This is a genomic window from Clostridium sp. C2-6-12 (genome assembly GCF_009928485.1).
Taxonomy (GTDB): Bacteria; Bacillota; Clostridia; order Clostridiales; family Clostridiaceae; genus Clostridium.
Genome location: NZ_JAABNP010000002.1, coordinates 1 through 19,560 on the forward strand (window position 1 = coordinate 1; position 19,560 = coordinate 19,560).

The following is a 19,560-nucleotide window of genomic DNA, read 5'->3' on the forward strand; positions in this document are numbered from 1 at the left end:
TCTAATTCCACCATCTGGTTTAGATATTTCTTTTCTCCTTACAGGTGACGGATTATATTTATTTTCTAGTATTTTAGCTTTAATGGTTTCCCAGTGTTTCTTGATATGCTCACGAAGTTCATCGGTCTTCATTCCATCAACACCGTGACTACCTTTATTGCTAATTACTCTTTTAAGTGCTAAAAGCATATTATTTCTTTCTAAGACTTCTTCAAGTAATTTACTAGTATCAAATGCTTCATCGTTTACGCTTTCCCTATTTGGTAAAACCATAGAATTACTCGGCACCTTTGATTTACCTTGAAGTTCCACTTCTACTTCCATCAATTGGTCTCTATATGGAGTTTTCTGCTTTCTTTGTAGTTTCTTTGATTTATCCAAAGTTGTAAACCTCCTAATGTTCAGTCCTTCATCCGCTATCGCGACTAGCGGAGTTACTATGACATCTGCTGACTTCTGATAGTTCAGCTATATATCACTATATAGGTTGTATCCTAGAAATTTATTTCATTTGGTACTTATCTATCAGATCTCCCCAGGTAAGAGCACGCACTTTCGCCTCATATATCTGCCACATTTACTCATTCCGCTTCGGATAGTTATTGGGTTTCGCCTTGTTGCGCAGACTTGCCCGCAGAATTAAGCCTCATATGTGATTCGTGTACCTCAGACCAAGGCTTTGCCGCCGACTTCCTTCAGATTCCATCTCACAATGGACACCCTTGTCTTAGGCTAATGGTTGGCACTATCAGCCCCCATTACGGACTTTCACCGATTAGTACGTGCCCATGCTGGGCACACACAAAGAGGACATAATAATGCATCTGATTATTATGTCCTCAATTTTAATTTAATTCATGAATTTCTCATTTACATATAATTTTCTTGTCCATTTAGTCGCATTTACAATGCCTGTTACAATTATTATCTACACATTTAGAAAAAGTGAACACAACATCAAATACAACTTCTTTACCTGAGTTATCAATTGCTCTGAAGCGTAAAATATCTGTTGGGAACCAATCAGGACGCAATTTAAATAATTTTTGACGTGGTATAAAAATTATACCTGATTTTACTATTTTATAATATCCAAGACATCCCCAAATGAGTTTTTCTCCACATATACATTTTATATTATCGCCTAAATATTCTATTTGAATTTTTTCACCACTGGTACAACAAACTGCACAAGCTGTGAAATATTGTAATTTTCCAGGACATACGTATATTATCTTATTTTTATTTCCAATAACTACATCTAAATCACAATCTATCTTTATTGGAGGTACATGAATCTTACATTCTCTACAATCTTCACAATTTCTACAATCATCACTGTGTCTATCTCTTTCAAAAAAATTGTCATCTAGTTCGTTTGAGCTGAATACCTCTTCCCTTTCCATAACCTTCCTCCTAAATCTAGCCATATATAATTATATATAGTTTTTTCTTTATTTAATCACTTTATATCGTTATATAATATTATATCTACATTTTTTTCAATTGTTACAATAAACGATTATTGATCATTAATCTAATCGTTTCTCATCTATATAAAATACCTTTTAACAATAGCAACAATGATTACAGCTAAATATTACAGCAAATTCATAACATTCTCCAGTGCAATTATCAATAGCTATAAAATTTAAAATGTCTTTTTTTCTTTTATCTAATTTATAATAAGTTTCTACAAGTATTCCTGACTTAACTATTTTATATACACCTAGATTTCCACATATCTCATCTTTTTTGCAATCATCAATATATTTGATTGTTACATCACCACAACATTTTAATACATCAACTGTGAAATATTGAATTTTACCTGGACATAAATAAATAACTCTATTTTTTGTATCAAAATCAACTTTTAAATTACAGCTCACGTAGATATTTGAATCATCAGAACATGAACAATCATCATATTGACTATCATTTTCTTGATATTTTTCATTCATTCCCATTTTCTCAATGTATTCCTCTTCGTATGGATCATTATTAAAGTTCATAATAGCCTCCCAAAAAATTTCTATATATACTTGACTAACACTTTATATATAATATTGTATTAATTTGTATATAAAAATGGTACAATTATTAATTTGAAAGCATAATATGAGTTATAATTGAAAATAGAAGGAAGTGCTATTTTGGATAGTAATGAAAAATGTAAAGATGAATGTGAATTTACAGTGCATCCTTGTAACTTCAAAATTGAAATTAAGGAAATTAAACCATTTTATGTTTATTCAGATGAATTTATCTTATTAGATTTAAAAGTTATAAACTGTTGTAATACTTGTAATTTTATAAAAATTGAGTCACACCCTAAATACGGAAAATTATTGCTTGTAAACTCATCTACTATTATCTATAAACCTACAAGAAATTTTTCTGGATATGACTTGTTTCAGCTTGTAGTTGAAGATGAGTTTGGAGGAAGTCGTATAGAAAGTGTACTTATTCGTATTATATGCAAATAAAGAGTGAGATTTTTATATATCTCACTCTTTATTTAAACAAATTTTATTCATTAGATTCGTAATTAGTAATTTCTTTGATTGTATTATCATCATTTACAAATACAACAGCTGGTTTATATTTTTTAGCTTCATCTTCTTCCATTTGAGCATAAGCAATAATTATAACTTTATCGCCAGGTTGCACAAGTCTTGCAGCCGCACCATTTACACAAATAACTCCCGAATCTCTCTTTCCAGGGATTACATATGTCTCAAATCTCTCTCCATTGTTTATATCAACTATTTGAACCTTCTCATTTTCTATTATTCCTGATGCTTCCATTAATGTTTTGTCAATAGTTATGCTTCCCATATAATTTAATTCTGCTTGTGTTATTGTAGCTTTGTGTATTTTCCCTTTTAACATTGTTAGTATCATTGTTTCTCCTCCTAAATATGCTCCATTATTATAATTTTTACTATTCACTATTACCTTAACATTACCTAATTTAAGTTTCTGATTCAGAAAAAATTTCGTATTGTGCAAAAGTTCATCATTGCAGATAAGTTCCTAATTGTGGCATAGACGCACCTTTCAGAAGTGCATAGCTGCTCTTTTAATTGCTGAATATACTAAAAGTAAAATTATCAATTAATCTTGTTTTTCCTATATAAACAGCTATAGGAACTAAAATGCTTTTTTCTATGTTTTCAACATTTTCTAAAGAATCACTATCAACTATTTCAACATAATCAATTTTAGCTAATGGTTCCTTATTTATTTCTTCTATCATTGCTTCTTTGATTTTAGCAGAATTCCTTTCTCCACCATCTAAAAGGTCTTTAGCTAAATTTAAACTTCTGCTTAATACTAAGGCAGCTTTTCTTTCTTCTTTAGACAAATACGTATTTCTTGAACTCTTTGCAAGTCCATCTTCTTCACGAATTATTGGACATGGAATTATTTCTATATCTATATTTAAATCTCTAACCATTCTTTTTAAAACAGCTACCTGCTGAGCATCTTTTTGCCCAAAGTAAGCTCTATCTGGAGTTACTATATTAAATAATTTTGAAACAACTAAACATACTCCATCAAAATGCCCTGGTCTTTTAGCTCCGCAAAGTACACTTGTAAGATTAGAAACACTTACGCTAGTTGATTTATTATCAAAATACATTTCACTAGGTTCTGGATTAAAAACAACTGCAGCACCTGCATTCATACATAAGTTTAAATCCTTATTTATATCTCTTGGATAAGCCTCATAATCTTCATTTGGCCCAAATTGTGTTGGATTTACAAATACGCTTACTACTACCTTATCATTTTCTGCAACTGCTCTTTTTACTAGACTTTCATGACCTTCATGTAATGCTCCCATTGTTGGCACAAAACCTACTGAAAGACCTTCTCTTTTCCACCCTTTAACTAATGCTCTAAGTTCTTTAATTTCCTTAACTAACATTTTTAACCCTCTTTCTTATAACAATAAATTTAAGATATACTTCAAATTAATTAAATTCAAAAATATAACGTTAAGTTAAGCTTCAGGTAAGAAGTAAGAGGTAAAAATTACTTTTTACTTCTTACCTACTCAATAAATTCCGGTTTGATGAATTCTATCTATTAGCTTTTATACATACCGTTTCAAATATTAATATAGTTTCTTTAATTCATTTTCATCTATTTTAAAAGTATGTTTTTCTTCTGGGAAAACGCCTTCTTGAACTTCACTAACATATGATCCAATAGCTTCTTTCATAATCATGCCTAAATTAGCATATTGCTTAACAAACTTAGGAACAAAATCACTAAACATCCCCAACATATCTTGATATACTAAAATCTGTCCATCGCAATGTTTACCTGCACCTATTCCGATAGTTGGAATTGATACTGCTTTTGTAATAAGCTCTGCTACCTTTTCTGGAATTCCTTCTAGTACAATTGAAAAAGCTCCAGCCTTTTCTAATAAAACAGCATCTTTAATAAGTTGTTTTGCTGCTGCTTCACTTTTACCTTGAATTTTAAATCCACCAAAAGCATTTACAGATTGAGGTGTTAAACCAATATGTCCCATAACAGGAATTTGAGCATCTACTATTGCCTTAACTTGAGCTGCAACATTTGCTCCACCTTCAAGCTTAACAGCACTTGCTCCTCCTTCTTTAACCAATCTTCCAGCATTTAATACAGCTTGCTCAATAGAAACTTGATATGATAAAAATGGCATATCACTAACTACAAGTGCATTTTTTGCACCTCTTTTAACAGCTTTTGTGTGATAAATCACTTCTTCCATAGTAACTGATAAGGTATCTTCTTCTCCTTTAACTACCATTCCAAGAGAATCTCCAATTAGGATACCATTAACTCCGCTTTCATCTATAATTTTTGCCATGGAATAATCATAGGCAGTAAGCATACTTAATTTCTTTCCTTCAGTCTTTGCTTGTTTAAATGTCATTACTGTATTTTTCACTACTCTAGTCCCCCTAAAATTTTATAGATTTCTTTATGTTTTTTTGAATTTCTCAATAAATTTTCAATGCTATTTTCATTTTTTAAATCTTCCACAGAATTTTCTTTTATATTTAAATTACTTATATCAGCTTTACTTTCATTTTTATCAAATCTTAGGTTTTCTTCTCTCTTGACCACAAGGTTTAATAAATTTAAAGATAACGACTTATATAAAACTTCATCTTTCTTTTCCAAAACAGAAAGGTGTTTTTCTATAGTACTTATATCACCTCTTAAAACTGGGCCTGTTAAGGAATTAACAAATCCCTTTTTAACAATACTTTCTATGTTTCCTTGAACCAAAGGTTTAATAGCCTGCAAAGCTTCTGTTTCATTTATCCCAAGTTTCTTTAAGTAACTTGTACCAATGTCTAATAAGGATAAAGTGAGATTAGAAACAAATACATTAGCTAAATGGTATGTTGAAGAAGATTCCTCATCTCTTAGAAAATATTTATTCCCTATTGTTGTAATTACTTGACCTAAATTAGAATTTTCTACATCAAAGTAATCTCCTTCAATTGAAAAATATATTGTTTCCATATCTTTTAAATCTGTGTTCTTGTTTGAAAATGCATATATAGGGTGTATAGAATAGACTAATGCTCCAAATTGTTTGGCATTACATAATACATTTGATTTAAGTGAACCACTAGCGTGGCAAATAGATTTGTTTTTTAGATCAAATTTTGATAATTCTTTATCTATAATTGAAATGATGTCATCAGGTGTTGTAATAAATAATATATCACTGTCTTTAATAATATCGTGAATGTTGTCATAAAATTTTGATTTAGTAATTTCAGCTGCGTCTGTAGTTGTTTCTGTATTAGTTCCATAAAAACCGCTTAAAATTAATCCCTTATGAGTAAAGTAGCGACCTAAACTAACGCCTACCTTCCCAGGACCAATAAATCCAATTTTAATAGTATCACCTCCGTAATCGTCGTGATACAACATCCTAATTTCAATCTCATTCATTATAGATATGAGTTGTATTATATAAATATTAATGCTCAAAAAAATGGTGTAACTCTTCTATTAAGATACTACCCAATGACATTTTATCACTATGTTTTAAATTTAACAATAGGAATATTTTTTATTAAAATGTAAATTTTTATTTTCAAATAATAAAATACGCCTCATATTTAATAGCCTTTTGCTCATGAAGCGTGTTTTAAATGATTTTATTAAATCATATTTATTTAATTATTTCTAAAAATTCCTCTATTTCTTCATTATTATTTTACTTGTTTTTTATAAACTTCAGAAGGTATACGTACTTCAATTCCATTGTCCTCAATCTTATAATTTACACCCTCCAGAGGCTCCTTTCCAGAATACAAATTAAGCCCAACAGTGTAAGCCGTATAAGCTAATGATCTCGGATCATGACCAACAGTGCCAGTCATAAAGCCTTTATCAATTAAATCTTTTGCTTCTTGTGTTCTATCAATTCCAACAACAATTATATTCTTTGATTTATCACCTATGTTATAACCATAGGTTTGTAACGCTTCTATAGCTCCTATTGCCATTGAATCATTATTTGAAATTATTGCTTCTATATTATTACTATACCTAAGAAATAATGATTTAATGGATTCTTTAGCAATTTCCTTATCAAAATTAGAATTAACAAGTGCAAGTTCTTCTGTTCTTATTCCTGCACTATCAATTGTTGAAATAGCACTTTTTGTTCTAGTAACTGCTATTGGCAGATTATTTGAAGCTTGCAACATAACATATTGTAATATACCGTCTTTATTTTTATCTATATTTGACTTATCACTATTCCATGCATCAACAACAAGTTTTCCTTCTAACTGTCCAGATTCTTTCTCATCTCTTGATACAACAAAAGCTTTATTATATGATTTAATAATATCTATTGTATCAGGCTGTACTGAACTAAAAAGGATTACTGGAATATCATATTGCTTTGCTTTATCAATAAGATTTTTTACTGAATCTGCTCCTTTATTTACTAAGTTTACTAACAAAAAATCTTCATTTCGATCCTGGAGTATGTTGCTAATAGTAGTTTCTTGAATAACTTGATTATCACTAGCATCATAAAATGTAAATTGGACTTTATCTATATTCTCTCTTTGAATATCTTCTAAAGCTTTTTGAATTGAGGCTAAATATGGATTATTAACGTTAGAAAGTAATACTCCTACCTTAAATTGTCTTCTATTAGCAATAACTGGACTTGTAGATATATCTCCTGTTGATGAATATATGATCATAATTATAAGTATAGTCAGAACCACCAGTAAAACTGGTGGCTTGCTCTGCGCCTATAAGGCTTTGTTACTGGCGGTGCTACTCGCACACCGAACGGTTTGCCAACCGCATATCTTTACTAGCTGCACCTAAAAGGTGCTTTATTTTTTGCCTTTAATTACTGGCTCACCCGTAAACGGGTCAATATATTCCTTCAAACTCATTTGTTCATATGCTATATCTTCTTGTATCTGATTTTTTATATACTCTTCTATTATCTTTTTATTTCTACCTACAGTATCAACATAGTATCCTCTGCACCAAAATTGCCTATTGCCATACTTGTACTTCAAATTTGCATGTCTATCAAAAATCATAAGTGAACTCTTACCTTTTAGATATCCCACGAATGCTGAAACACTTAATTTAGGTGGTATACTTACAAGCATGTGGATATGATCTTTACACGCATTTGCCTCTATGATTTCTACTCCTTTATGATCACATAATTTCCTAAGTATTACTCCAATATCTGCTTTTATCTTTCCATATATTATTTGTCTCCTAAACTTTGGTGCAAAAACTATGTGATATTTGCAATTCCATTTAGTATGTGCTAAACTGCTATTGTCCATTTTGGACACACCTCCTATGTATTTTAGTTGTGGTCGGCAAACCTACTACTATTTTACATCGGAGGTATTGTTTTTTTCTACTCATAGCTAGAAGCTTTCCGGAACCACCGGTCTAACCGGTGGTATTCTAAATATAACAAAAAGAGTGGTTATTTTTTTGAAAATTCCCATTGTAATCCTCCATATATTTAATGTTCATAATATATTTAACATTTCTATTATGTGTATTTACAAAAAAAATATAAGAATAACAACCACATGTGCAGTTTCAATTCCTTACTTTTTCTAAAGTGAATTCAGATAACCTACTTCCATTTAGTATTGCTCATTAAAAAATCGCAAATCCAATTTCTTGGAAATGCGATTCTATAAAAAACTAAATAATTTCTTCAACTGTTAATACGTAATCTATATGCTCACAAACAAAATCATCAGCATTTTTCTCTTTCCACTTCTTGTCTAATTTAAAGCCCACACTCTCGTACATTCCTTGAGCTGGAACTAGGACATCATCTGTAGTTACTATGATTTTTTTTACATGACTCTGAGATATTCTATTAACTGCTTCTTGGAGTTGTATTTTCCCATAACCTTTGCCTTTGTGTTTTGAAATAATGCAGTTATATCCAATTTCAGCATACTCTGGCATGTTTCTAGGATCCCATCCAACAAATCCAATAGGTTGATCATCTAAAGTTGTAATAAATCCATACCTATCTGCAATTATCAAATTATCAAAGTAAAAGTCATCGCAATCTTCCCAATTAGAAATCCATCTTTCTTCAAATCTGCTATCAAATGAATATGCATCTTTTAATAATTCAAAGATTGTTCCTCGATTAAAATCACTTATTTTTTTAAATATAATACTCATATAGTATCCCCTTATGTATTAACTTAATAGTTCTTCTTTACCTTTTCCTTAATAAACTTCTTTAAAACCATTTAGAAGCTATGCTTAAGAAGACTCCTTGATCAACTTTAAACCCGATTTTTTCATAATAACTTGCAGTTTTTTCTAATGTTCCAACTAACCACTCTGAATCTGGAAAATGTTCAATGCATCTCTTTATAAGTTCTTTCCCTATTCCTTTGTTTTGGAATTCTGGTAAAACTGCTAAATAATAAATTACGGATCTAAATATTTTGTCACTAAGGACCCTTACACATCCAACTAAACAGCCATTTTCCCATGCTGAAATAACTACAGTTGAATTAATAAATGGCATATTGAAATTCTCTAACATAAATGGTGTTTCGGTTCCATCTGACCAACCTACTGCTATAAATAATTTATGCAGGTGTTCAATTGGTAAATCTTTTCTTGTATTATATGTTATACCCATAATCCCTCCAAATATTTATAATATGATCTGGCATACTTTTGCCCCTTATTTTAAGACTATACAGCCACAAATTACCAGCACAAATAAATTATAACATATATTTCTAAATAGCATATTTAATTTACCTACACAAATATTACTAAAAAAACTACCCTTCCTGAAACTTATTTGATGTTTTTGGGGCAATGTTATATATAATAAATAGTAAAACTGTTAATTGTATTATCCAATAAATAATTGAATACATATTAAAGTTTTTCAAAAATTCAGGAAAGCATATAGATGGAATAAAATCATCAATGGTGTGATATAAAATCGGAATTAATAAACTTCCCTTTACATGGTTATATAACCATGTATATATAATACTTAATAAAATAGTTTGTAGAAGATATATTACAAAATTATCATATCCTTCAATGTGAAATAAAAACATTGGTATATGCCAACATGTCCAAATAGCTCCTACTATTATGCCAGATAATAATATTGAATACTTTTTCTGAAGCGTTGGTAATACAAATCCTCTCCATCCAAGTTCTTCACCAAGCGGACCGCCAAAAATCAAAATAACTAATAGGCAAGCTATTAAAGATAAAGGATTATGAAGATTAAACCCAAACATCTGATTTTTAACAGTAATTGTATAGTCTGCTCCTGCTATATTACAGATAAATGATGGGATATAAAACGATGCTATTGAATAAAGAAGTATAAAAGCATAAAAAAAAGGATTAACCCTCCATAAAGTTAACTTTTTGAACAGATCTCTTAAACCGCTTCTTCCATAAAAAAATTTCGTAAGAATTATAGCCATTAGGCTTGGCATTAAAGAACCTATTATACGGAAAATTCCATTCACACTCGAACTACTTGAAGTAAATGAAATAATCCAAAATATCCATGTAAACAGAAAAGTATTAGTCAAATATAATAGTACTTTGTGCTCATCAAACCTTTTTATAATATTCATTTTTTATTCTCCTTTTAGTTTTCCATTTGCTATTTTTAATTGCTATATATCAATTATAATTTTTTAACATTCAGTTATTCTTAACTATATCTTATAATTTTCTTAAAACTCGGGTTTAGAAGTTTACTAAATTTTTTACATGGAAATAAGTTTTTTCATCTTCATATGTAATCTTTCCTTCCCCCACATATATCCTAAATGAAAATCAAATGAAAGGAGTTGAAAAGTATGGCTGTAAATAAAGTTGTTAGTGGAACTTCAATGACTATTGAAGTTCAAAAAGGTACTGATAAGACGGGGGATCCTGTATATAGTAAAAAATCTTTCTCTAATTTGAGAAATGATGTGGATCTTCAAAATGCCTATGATGTTGCTGAAGCTATTAAAGGTATTTTGGAATCTAATTCCAGAAATGTAGCTTTAATAGTAAGTACTGACTTAGTCAAGGCTTAATTCAAGCAAAAGTTAGCAATTTAATGAACAAGCTCAAAAAACCACAATATTTTTTAGAGATTACCCAGTAATCTCATCCTTAATTGTTTATTGTTAACTTTTAATTGTTAATTGAAAAGAAGGAGGTGTAAATTAAATGGAATATGTATTACAAATGGTTTTCTTAACTGAAAAAGGTGCAAAATCAACTTTAAGCATAACTGGAATTAAAGCTACTATTACTGAAGCTGAAGCCAATTCTTTAATGGACACAATAATAACAAAGAACATCTTTTTGACAACAACTGGTGCTCTTACTCAAAAGGAAAGTGCTCATCTTACTGAAAGAAAAATTACTAAGTATACTGTTGCTTAATTCCACTAAAAAGAAGCCCATTTTAAAATGATGAGCTTCTTTTTTTATTATTTAATTTTCTATATATCAAAACCTATTTGAACTTCATTATTTTTCTCTTCAAAAGTTCTCATATAGTTAAAAACTTCTCCTACATCACAAATAATATTATTCTTATGACAGGTTTCTCTAATAATTTTAATTAATTTTTCATGATTTTTACTTAATATTTCGTAGCTGTTCCCATATTGTCTTATATATTTATCTTTTAAACCTTTAAAATGCATATCTAAATTCTTATAATAATATTCCCTATTTCCATTTCTTAATGTTAACCCAATAGCAAATACTATAATTCCTTTAACTTTAGCTTCTATACAATAATTTAAAATCCCTCTTATATTATCCTCTGTATCATTTATATAAGGTAAAATTGGACTTAACCAAACTACTGTAGGAATTTTATTATCCCTCATTATTTTTAAAACTTCAAAGCGTTCTTTTGTTGTAGAAACATTTGGCTCTATAATTTTGCATAATTCTTCATCATAAGTTGTTAAGGTCATCTGCACAACGCACTTTGCTTTATTATTTATACTTTTTAGCAAGTCCAAATCTCTTAATATTCTATTTGATTTAGTTTGTATTGCTAATCCAAATCCATATTTATCAATTATCTCTAAACACTTTCTTGTGTTTTGAAGTTTTTCATCTAGATGAATATATGGATCACTCATTGCACCTGTTCCAATCATGCACTTTTTTCTTTTTCTTTTCAGTGCATCCTCTAATAACTGGAGCACATTAGCCTTAATCTCAATGTCTTCAAACATATGATCCATTCCATAACAAAGACTTCTTGCGTCACAATATATGCATCCATGTGTACACCCTCTATAAATATTCATTCCATTATTACTAGATAGTATACACTTTGCCATCACATCATGCATAAAATCATAACTCCTTTCTAAATATATATGTTCCAATTAACAATGTACAATTAACAGTGTATTGATTAAATCCTTTCAGGATTTCTAAAAGTATATGTAGAATTTTAATTGGAACATATATCTCTTAATAATTATTTCAATGAAATATAAATATCAATCTTAGCATTATTATAATCTGAATTTAAATATTCTTCAAAATCTGCTTCATAGCTTCTATCTAAATCCATTTTCCAAATTTCATTCCAGGCTTCTGCAACTGCTTTTTCCATATGTCCTTCAATAGAAAACTTAGCATATTTCCCTGCTGGAATTTTCTTTATAGTAAGTCCTTCATTTTCAGCCTTAAATACCTCATTCCCTACAGTAACTAAATATTTATTGTCTTCATAATCTGAATAAAGTCCTATGGCATATTCATTTACCTTATTTTTTACTGTTTCATTATTACCACCTTGATACAGCTTTTCCCAAAGACCTCCAATTATTTTTCCCATATTAGGATCTTCATTTCCTGTGGTAGCACTAACTCCTACAACTATCTTTTCTTCTAAATTAACAACTTCATACCTCATATTCATAACCTCCATATATTTGATAAGATTATTATACTTAGATTAATATGACAACTATATGTCATATTAAGAATAATTTAAAGCATTTTTTTATTTTCTATTTTAATCTTTTATCAAATTTAAATCTTTATTTTTAATACTTATCTTATATTAATACAAGTTCTGATTAGCAATATCATAATAAATAATACTTTGTAAATACAATAGTTGTATATTACAATCAAATATGTTATTATTTGCTTAAGGAGTGATATTTTTGAACGAAATCAATAGTAAAAATTTTAGAGAGTCCATAAGATTACTTGAAAGAAAACTTGGATTATTAAACAAGCAAGAGTCATGTTGCATAGAGGTTACATTAGCACAATGCCATGCATTAGTTGAAATAGGAAGATCCAAAAGCATATCCCTAAAAGAATTAGCTAATATTTTAGGCTTAGATATTAGTACTATGAGTAGAACTGTAGATAGTCTTGTAAAAAAGAAATTTGTAGTTAGAATTCCATCTGAAACTGATAGACGAAGTGTATTAATAAGTTTAACAAGCAAAGGATTAAGTCTTTTTCAAGATATAGAAAATAAAATGGATGCCAAATTTAAAAGCATTTTTGATAATATTCCTAAAGAAGATCAACTAACTGCTTTAAGTGGATTAAGTATTATTATTGAAGCTATTAATAAAAATCATGATCCATTCACATGCAATATCACTGATCAAAATAACAAATGTAATAAATAATAGATAGAAGTAAAAATATTTTCATCTAGTTGCTTCTAAATTAGGACAACTTAGAAATGCTTGACTAACTTAAAAATAATACTAAATTATTAAATTAAATAAAGGAGTATAAAATTAATGAATTATAAAATTGAAGAAATGAAAGACTCAGATTGGGAAGAAGTTTCAAAAATCTATCTTGAAGGCATTAATACAGGGATTGCTACCTTTCAAAATTCAATTCCAAGCTTTGAAGACTGGAATGCTGGCCATATCAAATCCTGCAGATTAGTAGCTAAATCAGAAGGAAAAATACTTGGCTTTGCAGTACTAAGTCCAACTTCAAGTAGATGCGTTTATGGAGGTGTAGCTGAAGTGAGCATTTACATAGGTGAAAAGTATAGAGGTTTAGGTGTTGGAAAAGCTCTTATGATAAGTCTAATTGAACTATCAGAGGAAAATAATTTCTGGACATTACAATCTGGAATAATAAGAGAAAATACAGCTAGTATAGAATTGCAAAAAAAATGTGGCTTTAGAGAAATAGGCATAAGAGAAAAGGTTGCTAAGATGGATAATGGCATATGGCATGACACAGTATTAATGGAACGCAGAAGCAAAACAGTTGGTATTTATTAGTTTAGCTTAAGTTATAGTCAAAAAAATAATAGATAATCATGTTTATATATAGCATGATTATCTACTATTTTTGAATAATTTTAATACTTATTTAGAATATGAAAAATACTTTCTTCCCCAGTACAAGGCCACATTTACTAAACCTATCATTACTGGTACTTCTATTAGTGGACCTATTACAGCCGCAAAGGCTACCATGGATTCAATTCCAAATACTGCAACCGCAACTGCTGTTGCTAATTCGAAGTTATTACTTGCAGCAGTAAATGATAAAGTAGTAGTTTGGTGATAATTTATACCTGATTTGTAACTTATATAGAATGATATAGAGAACATTACTATAAAATATATTACAAGTGGTATTGCTACTTTAATAACATCCATAGGTAACTCTACAATGTATTTGCCTTTAAACATAAACATTACAACAATTGTAAATAACAAAGCTATTAAAGCTAATGGGCTAATCTTAGGTACAAATTTATTTACATACCATTCTGTTCCTTTCATAGGCTCTAATATAAGTCTAGTTAGCATTCCTAATAAGAAGGGAATACCAAGATAAATAGCCACAGACGTTGCTACTTCTCCCATGGAAATATGAACTTCATATCCTGTAAGTCCAAATATAGGGGGTAATACTGTAATAAAGAAATATGCAAAAACTGAATAAAATACTACTTGAAATATTGAATTAAATGCTACTAATGCTGCTGCATATTCATTATCTCCATCTGCTAAACTGTTCCAAAGAATTACCATAGCTATACACCTAGCTAGTCCAATAAGAATAAGTCCAGTCATAAGTTCTGAATCAGATTTCAAAAATACAAAAGCAAGTATAAACATTAAAGCAGGTCCAATAAACCAATTTTGAACTAATGATAATCCAAGAACTTTTGGATTTTTAAATACTTTTCCAAGTTCTTTATAATTTACTTTTGCAAGTGGTGGATACATCATAACTATCAGCCCTATGGCTATTGGTATAGATGTTGTTCCAATAGATAAACTTGCAAGCCCCTCTGATAATGCTGGAACTCCCCATCCAAGTAATATTCCTAGTGCCATTGCAGCAAATATCCATAATGTCAGATATCGGTCTAAGAATGATAATCTTGATGATTTGTTACTCATTAAAATCCCCTTCTTTCTATTTTTTATTATTGCTTGGAACAATGACTTTTTAATTATTCATTACTTACTATAATTTAATTTCACCATGACTAATTCTTCTAGCCAGATCTTTTACCTTTTCTTCTATGATTTTTGCTGTTCTAATAAATTCTTCATCGCTTTTGCCAGATGGATCATCTAATCCCCAATCTTCTGTGTGCTTTGCTGGTAAAAATGGGCATACAACATTACATCCCATTTTTATAACAATATCTACAGTTGGAATATCTGCTAAAAGTTTAGAGCTTTGTGTTTCATTCATATCGATATTATATAAATCCTTTATGATTCTTACTGCATCTTGATTTATTTGAGGTTTTGTTTCTGTTCCAGCAGAATAGCTTTCAAATACTGAACTTCCATAAAGTTTTCCTAGTGCCTCTGCCATTTGTGATCTACATGAATTATGAACGCATATAAATGCTACTTTTGTTTTCATCTATTTTATCTCTCCCTTATAATTTATTGAATTAAATTAATCTAATTTTTTCCACTTACTTCTTCAGCCTTACATTTAATAAGTGCAAAATTTCCTTTTGAAATTTCATCAACTTTATTAATCCATTGAATTTCATTAACTACTTTACATTATAATTTTTATTTACAAGTACAATTTGATTTATCCCTGCAAATACAATCTTCTGTTTCTGTTACCATGCTCATCATAAATAATGTGAGCTTATTACAATTATTAATATTTAATTTGTAGTAATTCCAAAGCCCTTCTTTTCGAACCGATACAAGACCACATTCACTTAGCACTTTCATATGATGTGAAAGTGTAGGTTGAGTAAAATCGAAATTTTCTAAAATATCATATGCACATTTTTCACCACAAGATAAGATATCTAATATTTTTAACCTACTTGAATCAGATAATGCTCTAAATTTTTTTGCATTTTCCTCATAATCCATATTACTCACACCTTTCTATATAGATGTTTATCTATTTATAGTATAGATTATTATCTATATTCTTTCAATATTAAACCATTATTTTTAACATTGTGTTAATAGTAAATAAACAACAATCTATATACTCACTTTATTCAAAATCTAAATTGTTGTTACAAAATAATCGTGAATCTTTTTCCTTGTCTTTTTTATACTTCACCTAAAGCCCTTCTACATCCATTGCAAACTTGCATATTTTTAAAATCTTTTATATTTTTGACGCTTCCACAAAATATGCATCCCTCACTGTATTTTCTCAATACAACATCATTATTTACCTTGACTATTTCAACCGGATCTCCTTCATTAATTCCTAGTATTTTTCTTAATTAATTACTGAATACTTCCACTCATTTTTTAGTTTTGTTGTTTTCTTGCATTCACAAGCAACAGCTAGAGGCTGCATATTTTCCTGTGGAATGAGTATCCATCCTGTATCTGAGCATTTTTCACACTTATATAAGGTTTTCTTCGATTTTCCTTCTTTCTGCTTCTGTAAGTTTTCGTGGTTCCTTTGGCTTGAATCCTGCAAATTCATTCTTATCTGGCGAACTACCCTTTCCATTGCTTCTAAACTCATTTTTCTTCACCTCCTTAAAATTTTCTGTATACCCATCTCTTTTCCAGTTTTTCAGTATTCCAATAGCATACTTAATGTCTGGACAGTTTCTTTCGAAGCCAACATCCATAGCCATCTTAACCCACTTTTCTCCATAAATTTCAATAGCAGCCCTAAGAGCTACATAATTGCAGGTACCCACTTTTCCAGTTATTTTTTCATGATAATGCATAAGCTCTATTGCTTTAAGATTTATATCCTCTTCGTTTTGGATTCACTTTTGGTATTTTTATCTTTATCTCTTTTCTCATTCTTTTTCTTTTCTCTAAAATCCTCAGCTATTTTTCTATTTTGCTCACTAACCTTTTCCATGCCTTCTACATTTTGATATTTGTTCCAGTTTACAATTTTAATCACCTTATCAGCTGCTATTTCAATCATTTCAAAGCGTGATAATACCTTTAGTGCAAGCTTTATATCCTGTAAAGGTCTTGAAAATAATATGGCTAACATCTTTGCAGTAAGAGGCTTTCCATAAGATAAAAATATTTCCCCATTAGCGTTAAGCTCCCCACCAAGTAAAAGCATTCTTTATCCATATGTAATGAATAGTATCTCTTTCTGGCATAGCATCTATTAATTTTATTTTTTTATAATTAAACAAAAAAACACAGGGGAAAATTCTAAGATAACTGAATTTTCTCTTGTGTTTTTCATATTTATAAGATATTTATTTTTACAATTTCATTATTTAATATTTTAGCTAAAGTCCCCTTTCTCAATTTCAAAAAGTTCTCTATCTTTATTTATCTCTCTTTTTAATTCTTCTTCTGTAGGCATATAAATCATATATTTTGATGCGAAAATTTGTTTACTTTCTTCTAAAATCGAGTATTTTACTATAGTTTCATTTTTCTCAGAGCATAATATAATCCCTATTGTTGGGTTATCATCTTCACCCTTTATTTCTTTCTCATAATACCTAACAGAAAAATCCATTTGTCCTATATCTTGATTGGTTAATTTCTCTAATTTTAAGTCTATTAGTACAAAGCATTTAAGAAGATAATTGTAAAAAACTAAATCTATGTAAAAGTGTTCTCCATCTGCTGGTATTCTCCTTTGTCTTCCTACAAATGAAAAACCCTTTCCTAGCTCTAATAAAAATTCTTGTAAATTATCTATTAAACCTTGTTCTAAATCCTTTTCTAGAAATTTTTTGTTTTCTTTTAAATTTAGAAATTCTAGTATATATGGATCTTTTACCATATCATTTATGTTTCTTTCTGGTTCTAATTGTTTTATTTCATTTCTAACTTCATCTATATTTTCTTTTTGAGTTGATAATAGTCTTTCATAGTAAAAGGAGTTAATTTGTCTTTCTAACTGCATTGTACTCCAATTACTTTTGATACACTCATCTATATAAAAATTTCTCTTTTTTCATCATCAACTTTTATTATTAGTCTATAATGAGTCCAACTTAATTGGTCACGCAGTGCGTGACTATTTTGAAATGATAAGTAAAATGTTCTTATGCTGTGATTGTGAAAAAAACAAAATATTGTTCATAAATTAAGGCTTACAGTTAAAGTAAGCCTTAATTTAGTTATTTAGATTTATTATATATGAATATTCATCGCTATTTTAATTTTTTCAACAGTCTGATTACCAACTATATTGGCCTTTTCACTACCTGTAAGTATAATGTCACGTACCTCTGATTTATGCTCCTCATAATAAGCTCGTTTTTCTCTGAATGGAGCAATAAGACAATTGATTATTTCTGCTAAAAGCTTTTTACAAGCTACACAACCAATATTAGCATTTCTGCACATTTCACAGATATTTTTGTGTTCACTTTCGTTGAAAACCTGGTGATATTTGCTAACAGTACATATATCAGGATTTCCTTTATCCGTTACTTTTATTCTATTAACATCTGTAGTTGCAGTCTTTACTTTTGAATTAACTTCTTCAACAGTGTCTGATAAAAATATTGCATTGCCGAGACTTTTACCCATTTTTGCATTTCCATCTAATCCAATTAATCTTGGATTACTACTTAATAGTGCTTTTGGTTCTTTAATAATATCCTTCCCGTTACCATACAAATCATTAAACCGTCTTACAATTTTCCTCGATTGCTCTATATGTGGAAGTTGGTCATCACCAACTGGAACTAAATCTGCATTACAAAACGTTATATCTGCTGTTTGACTTACAGGATAGCCTAAAAAACCATAGCTTAAATCATCATATCCATATTGTTTAGCTTCTGTTTTTATAGTTGGATTATGACGTAATGAGTTTACTGAAACAAGCATTGAATATAATACTGTTAATTCTGCAATTGCACTTATTTGTGATTGTAAAAACATAGTTATATTGTTTGGTTCTAACCCTACTGATAAATTGTCAATTGCAACATCGTAAATACTATTATTTATTAACTCTGGTCGTTCAAAATGAGTAGTTAATGCTTGAACATCTGCTAATATAATGAAGGTATCATATTCATTTTGTAACCTTACTCTGTTTTGAAGACTCCCAACATAGTGTCCCAAATGTAGTCTGCCTGTTGTTCTATCACCTGTTAAAATACGTTCCATTTAAAAAATCTCCTTTAATTATTATTTTTTTATAGATACCACCAACCATCTTCCATAAAACCATCTCCTTAAAAATAAAAAAACTCCTGTCCTCAAAAGGACAGAAGCTTACTATTCTGTTTGCCACCTAAAAAGCAATTATCACGTACTAACATACGCTTCCATCATAACGGTTAGGATTTCCGTCAACACCTACTTGCAAAGCTTTCGAGTTGCCCTCATAAGTCCATTCAATATAGATTGAAATGCTATATTTTCACCATCAATAGCTCTCTGAAAATTCAAACTCTTATATTTACTACTCTTACTCAACGGTTTAAATTATATTTACATTATATATCTTAAAAATCTATTTTGTCAATTTACAGCTCAGTCTTGTTTTATCTTCCTTATCCTTTGATTAAGAAAG

The 19,560-nt window shown here is 29.5% G+C and carries 26 protein-coding genes and 2 pseudogenes; 5 read left to right on the top strand and 23 right to left on the bottom strand.

The genetic code is table 11. The annotated features are described in order from the left end of the window. The 3 genes and pseudogenes from GXK56_RS01570 to GXK56_RS01580 form a co-directional block, all read right to left on the bottom strand. Window positions 1–381, bottom strand: a pseudogene (locus GXK56_RS01570) (group II intron reverse transcriptase/maturase); the annotation flags it as partial. A gap of 512 nt (window positions 382–893) precedes the next feature. Further along, the gene (locus tag GXK56_RS01575; protein WP_160684008.1) at window positions 894–1,406 is read right to left on the bottom strand and encodes a hypothetical protein; all 513 of its coding nucleotides are present in this window, start codon (window positions 1,404–1,406) and stop codon (window positions 894–896) included. Window positions 1,407–1,568: 162 nt separating this feature from the next. Then, window positions 1,569–2,015, bottom strand: coding sequence for a hypothetical protein (locus GXK56_RS01580; RefSeq protein ID WP_160684011.1), 447 nt, complete (start codon window positions 2,013–2,015; stop codon window positions 1,569–1,571). A 117-nt stretch (window positions 2,016–2,132) separates the two neighbouring features. Here GXK56_RS01580 and GXK56_RS01585 point away from each other — a divergent pair, with 117 nt between their 5' ends. Beyond that, window positions 2,133–2,489 carry an Ig-like domain-containing protein gene (locus GXK56_RS01585; RefSeq protein ID WP_243155981.1) on the top strand — a complete coding sequence of 119 codons (357 nt, stop codon included), beginning with the start codon at window positions 2,133–2,135 and terminating at the stop codon, window positions 2,487–2,489. 43 nt (window positions 2,490–2,532) lie between these two features. Here GXK56_RS01585 and panD read toward each other — a convergent pair whose 3' ends face one another. The 9 genes from panD to GXK56_RS01630 form a co-directional block, all read right to left on the bottom strand. Continuing rightward, complete coding sequence (gene panD / locus GXK56_RS01590) at window positions 2,533–2,907, bottom strand: aspartate 1-decarboxylase (RefSeq protein ID WP_160684017.1); 375 nt, start codon at window positions 2,905–2,907, stop codon at window positions 2,533–2,535. Between the two features lie 178 nt (window positions 2,908–3,085). Beyond that, window positions 3,086–3,937: a pantoate--beta-alanine ligase gene (gene panC, locus GXK56_RS01595; RefSeq protein WP_160684020.1), complete on the bottom strand. Its 852-nt coding sequence runs from the start codon at window positions 3,935–3,937 to the stop codon at window positions 3,086–3,088. Between the two features lie 189 nt (window positions 3,938–4,126). Next, window positions 4,127–4,954 carry a 3-methyl-2-oxobutanoate hydroxymethyltransferase gene (panB, locus tag GXK56_RS01600; protein ID WP_160684023.1) on the bottom strand — a complete coding sequence of 276 codons (828 nt, stop codon included), beginning with the start codon at window positions 4,952–4,954 and terminating at the stop codon, window positions 4,127–4,129. Further along, window positions 4,954–5,976 carry a Rossmann-like and DUF2520 domain-containing protein gene (locus tag GXK56_RS01605; RefSeq protein ID WP_160684026.1) on the bottom strand — a complete coding sequence of 341 codons (1,023 nt, stop codon included), beginning with the start codon at window positions 5,974–5,976 and terminating at the stop codon, window positions 4,954–4,956. The genes panB and GXK56_RS01605 overlap by 1 nt, the downstream gene beginning before the upstream one ends. Window positions 5,977–6,239: 263 nt before the next feature. Further along, window positions 6,240–7,250: a galactose ABC transporter substrate-binding protein gene (locus GXK56_RS01610; RefSeq protein WP_160684029.1), complete on the bottom strand. Its 1,011-nt coding sequence runs from the start codon at window positions 7,248–7,250 to the stop codon at window positions 6,240–6,242. 138 nt (window positions 7,251–7,388) lie between these two features. After that, entirely contained in the window at window positions 7,389–7,862 is a 474-nt protein-coding gene (gene tnpA, locus GXK56_RS01615) for an IS200/IS605 family transposase (RefSeq protein ID WP_160684032.1), read from the bottom strand. 376 nt (window positions 7,863–8,238) lie between these two features. Further along, window positions 8,239–8,736, bottom strand: a complete 498-nt coding sequence (locus GXK56_RS01620; RefSeq protein ID WP_160684035.1) for a GNAT family N-acetyltransferase — start codon at window positions 8,734–8,736, stop codon at window positions 8,239–8,241. Window positions 8,737–8,797: 61 nt separating this feature from the next. After that, window positions 8,798–9,208: a GNAT family N-acetyltransferase gene (locus GXK56_RS01625; protein ID WP_160684038.1), complete on the bottom strand. Its 411-nt coding sequence runs from the start codon at window positions 9,206–9,208 to the stop codon at window positions 8,798–8,800. 148 nt (window positions 9,209–9,356) lie between these two features. Continuing rightward, a complete protein-coding gene (locus GXK56_RS01630; RefSeq protein WP_160684041.1) occupies window positions 9,357–10,181 on the bottom strand; it encodes a type II CAAX endopeptidase family protein in 825 nt (274 codons plus the stop codon). 228 nt (window positions 10,182–10,409) lie between these two features. On the opposite strand from GXK56_RS01630, the gene GXK56_RS01635 reads away from it, so the two are divergent. Next, a complete protein-coding gene (locus GXK56_RS01635; protein WP_160684044.1) occupies window positions 10,410–10,634 on the top strand; it encodes a DUF1659 domain-containing protein in 225 nt (74 codons plus the stop codon). Window positions 10,635–10,770: 136 nt separating this feature from the next. After that, a complete protein-coding gene (locus GXK56_RS01640) occupies window positions 10,771–10,989 on the top strand; it encodes a DUF2922 domain-containing protein (RefSeq protein ID WP_160684047.1) in 219 nt (72 codons plus the stop codon). Between the two features lie 59 nt (window positions 10,990–11,048). Here GXK56_RS01640 and GXK56_RS01645 read toward each other — a convergent pair whose 3' ends face one another. Beyond that, window positions 11,049–11,921, bottom strand: a complete 873-nt coding sequence (locus GXK56_RS01645; RefSeq protein ID WP_160684050.1) for a radical SAM protein — start codon at window positions 11,919–11,921, stop codon at window positions 11,049–11,051. A 131-nt stretch (window positions 11,922–12,052) separates the two neighbouring features. Then, window positions 12,053–12,493 carry a GyrI-like domain-containing protein gene (locus tag GXK56_RS01650; RefSeq protein WP_160684053.1) on the bottom strand — a complete coding sequence of 147 codons (441 nt, stop codon included), beginning with the start codon at window positions 12,491–12,493 and terminating at the stop codon, window positions 12,053–12,055. A gap of 256 nt (window positions 12,494–12,749) precedes the next feature. On the opposite strand from GXK56_RS01650, the gene GXK56_RS01655 reads away from it, so the two are divergent. Together GXK56_RS01655 and GXK56_RS01660 are read left to right on the top strand one after the other, a co-directional pair. Then, the gene (locus GXK56_RS01655) at window positions 12,750–13,232 is read left to right on the top strand and encodes a MarR family transcriptional regulator (RefSeq protein WP_160684056.1); all 483 of its coding nucleotides are present in this window, start codon (window positions 12,750–12,752) and stop codon (window positions 13,230–13,232) included. Between the two features lie 117 nt (window positions 13,233–13,349). Further along, complete coding sequence (locus tag GXK56_RS01660) at window positions 13,350–13,850, top strand: GNAT family N-acetyltransferase (protein WP_160684059.1); 501 nt, start codon at window positions 13,350–13,352, stop codon at window positions 13,848–13,850. 87 nt (window positions 13,851–13,937) lie between these two features. On the opposite strand, the gene arsB is transcribed toward GXK56_RS01660, so the two are convergent. The 9 genes and pseudogenes from arsB to trpS all read right to left on the bottom strand — a co-directional run bounded on the left by arsB (window position 13,938) and on the right by trpS (window position 19,151). Beyond that, a complete protein-coding gene (gene arsB / locus GXK56_RS01665; RefSeq protein WP_160684062.1) occupies window positions 13,938–14,987 on the bottom strand; it encodes an ACR3 family arsenite efflux transporter in 1,050 nt (349 codons plus the stop codon). A gap of 67 nt (window positions 14,988–15,054) precedes the next feature. Further along, the gene (locus GXK56_RS01670; protein ID WP_160684065.1) at window positions 15,055–15,465 is read right to left on the bottom strand and encodes an arsenate reductase ArsC; all 411 of its coding nucleotides are present in this window, start codon (window positions 15,463–15,465) and stop codon (window positions 15,055–15,057) included. Window positions 15,466–15,623: 158 nt separating this feature from the next. Continuing rightward, the gene (locus GXK56_RS01675) at window positions 15,624–15,941 is read right to left on the bottom strand and encodes a metalloregulator ArsR/SmtB family transcription factor (RefSeq protein WP_160684068.1); all 318 of its coding nucleotides are present in this window, start codon (window positions 15,939–15,941) and stop codon (window positions 15,624–15,626) included. Between the two features lie 367 nt (window positions 15,942–16,308). Next, window positions 16,309–16,518 (bottom strand): annotated as a pseudogene (locus GXK56_RS28000) (AAA family ATPase); the annotation flags it as partial. After that, window positions 16,436–16,741, bottom strand: coding sequence for a hypothetical protein (locus tag GXK56_RS28675; RefSeq protein WP_347707932.1), 306 nt, complete (start codon window positions 16,739–16,741; stop codon window positions 16,436–16,438). The gene GXK56_RS28675 and the pseudogene GXK56_RS28000, both read right to left, overlap by 83 nt. Before the next feature lie 50 nt (window positions 16,742–16,791). Then, window positions 16,792–17,127, bottom strand: coding sequence for a phage replisome organizer N-terminal domain-containing protein (locus GXK56_RS28680; protein WP_347707925.1), 336 nt, complete (start codon window positions 17,125–17,127; stop codon window positions 16,792–16,794). Beyond that, window positions 17,102–17,203 (bottom strand): phage replisome organizer N-terminal domain-containing protein, encoded by a 102-nt coding sequence (locus GXK56_RS28685; RefSeq protein ID WP_347707926.1) that lies wholly within the window; start codon window positions 17,201–17,203, stop codon window positions 17,102–17,104. Before GXK56_RS28685 ends, GXK56_RS28680 begins: the two co-directional genes overlap by 26 nt. A gap of 95 nt (window positions 17,204–17,298) precedes the next feature. Further along, window positions 17,299–17,931 carry a PDDEXK nuclease domain-containing protein gene (locus GXK56_RS01690; protein ID WP_243155982.1) on the bottom strand — a complete coding sequence of 211 codons (633 nt, stop codon included), beginning with the start codon at window positions 17,929–17,931 and terminating at the stop codon, window positions 17,299–17,301. Window positions 17,932–18,161: 230 nt separating this feature from the next. Beyond that, the gene (trpS, locus tag GXK56_RS01695; RefSeq protein WP_160684071.1) at window positions 18,162–19,151 is read right to left on the bottom strand and encodes a tryptophan--tRNA ligase; all 990 of its coding nucleotides are present in this window, start codon (window positions 19,149–19,151) and stop codon (window positions 18,162–18,164) included. Window positions 19,152–19,560 lie beyond the last annotated feature (409 nt).

What these genes read in the sequence shown, in the direction of transcription:
- GXK56_RS01620 (WP_160684035.1), bottom strand. Translation starts at nt 8,736, where the DNA reads ATGAGTATTATATTTAAAAAAATAAGTGATTTTAATCGAGGAACAATC.
- GXK56_RS01650 (WP_160684053.1), bottom strand. Translation starts at nt 12,493, where the DNA reads ATGAGGTATGAAGTTGTTAATTTAGAAGAAAAGATAGTTGTAGGAGTT.
- GXK56_RS01675 (WP_160684068.1), bottom strand. Translation starts at nt 15,941, where the DNA reads ATGGATTATGAGGAAAATGCAAAAAAATTTAGAGCATTATCTGATTCA.
- trpS (WP_160684071.1), bottom strand. Translation starts at nt 19,151, where the DNA reads ATGGAACGTATTTTAACAGGTGATAGAACAACAGGCAGACTACATTTG.
- GXK56_RS01645 (WP_160684050.1), bottom strand. Translation starts at nt 11,921, where the DNA reads ATGCATGATGTGATGGCAAAGTGTATACTATCTAGTAATAATGGAATG.
- panC (WP_160684020.1), bottom strand. Translation starts at nt 3,937, where the DNA reads ATGTTAGTTAAGGAAATTAAAGAACTTAGAGCATTAGTTAAAGGGTGG.
- GXK56_RS01660 (WP_160684059.1), top strand. Translation starts at nt 13,350, where the DNA reads ATGAATTATAAAATTGAAGAAATGAAAGACTCAGATTGGGAAGAAGTT.
- GXK56_RS01670 (WP_160684065.1), bottom strand. Translation starts at nt 15,465, where the DNA reads ATGAAAACAAAAGTAGCATTTATATGCGTTCATAATTCATGTAGATCA.
- GXK56_RS01635 (WP_160684044.1), top strand. Translation starts at nt 10,410, where the DNA reads ATGGCTGTAAATAAAGTTGTTAGTGGAACTTCAATGACTATTGAAGTT.
- GXK56_RS01580 (WP_160684011.1), bottom strand. Translation starts at nt 2,015, where the DNA reads ATGAACTTTAATAATGATCCATACGAAGAGGAATACATTGAGAAAATG.
- arsB (WP_160684062.1), bottom strand. Translation starts at nt 14,987, where the DNA reads ATGAGTAACAAATCATCAAGATTATCATTCTTAGACCGATATCTGACA.
- GXK56_RS01640 (WP_160684047.1), top strand. Translation starts at nt 10,771, where the DNA reads ATGGAATATGTATTACAAATGGTTTTCTTAACTGAAAAAGGTGCAAAA.
- GXK56_RS01575 (WP_160684008.1), bottom strand. Translation starts at nt 1,406, where the DNA reads ATGGAAAGGGAAGAGGTATTCAGCTCAAACGAACTAGATGACAATTTT.
- panD (WP_160684017.1), bottom strand. Translation starts at nt 2,907, where the DNA reads ATGATACTAACAATGTTAAAAGGGAAAATACACAAAGCTACAATAACA.
- tnpA (WP_160684032.1), bottom strand. Translation starts at nt 7,862, where the DNA reads ATGGACAATAGCAGTTTAGCACATACTAAATGGAATTGCAAATATCAC.
- GXK56_RS28680 (WP_347707925.1), bottom strand. Translation starts at nt 17,127, where the DNA reads ATGCTTTTACTTGGTGGGGAGCTTAACGCTAATGGGGAAATATTTTTA.
- GXK56_RS01605 (WP_160684026.1), bottom strand. Translation starts at nt 5,976, where the DNA reads ATGAATGAGATTGAAATTAGGATGTTGTATCACGACGATTACGGAGGT.
- GXK56_RS01630 (WP_160684041.1), bottom strand. Translation starts at nt 10,181, where the DNA reads ATGAATATTATAAAAAGGTTTGATGAGCACAAAGTACTATTATATTTG.
- GXK56_RS01690 (WP_243155982.1), bottom strand. Translation starts at nt 17,931, where the DNA reads ATGCAGTTAGAAAGACAAATTAACTCCTTTTACTATGAAAGACTATTA.
- GXK56_RS01610 (WP_160684029.1), bottom strand. Translation starts at nt 7,250, where the DNA reads ATGATCATATATTCATCAACAGGAGATATATCTACAAGTCCAGTTATT.
- GXK56_RS01625 (WP_160684038.1), bottom strand. Translation starts at nt 9,208, where the DNA reads ATGGGTATAACATATAATACAAGAAAAGATTTACCAATTGAACACCTG.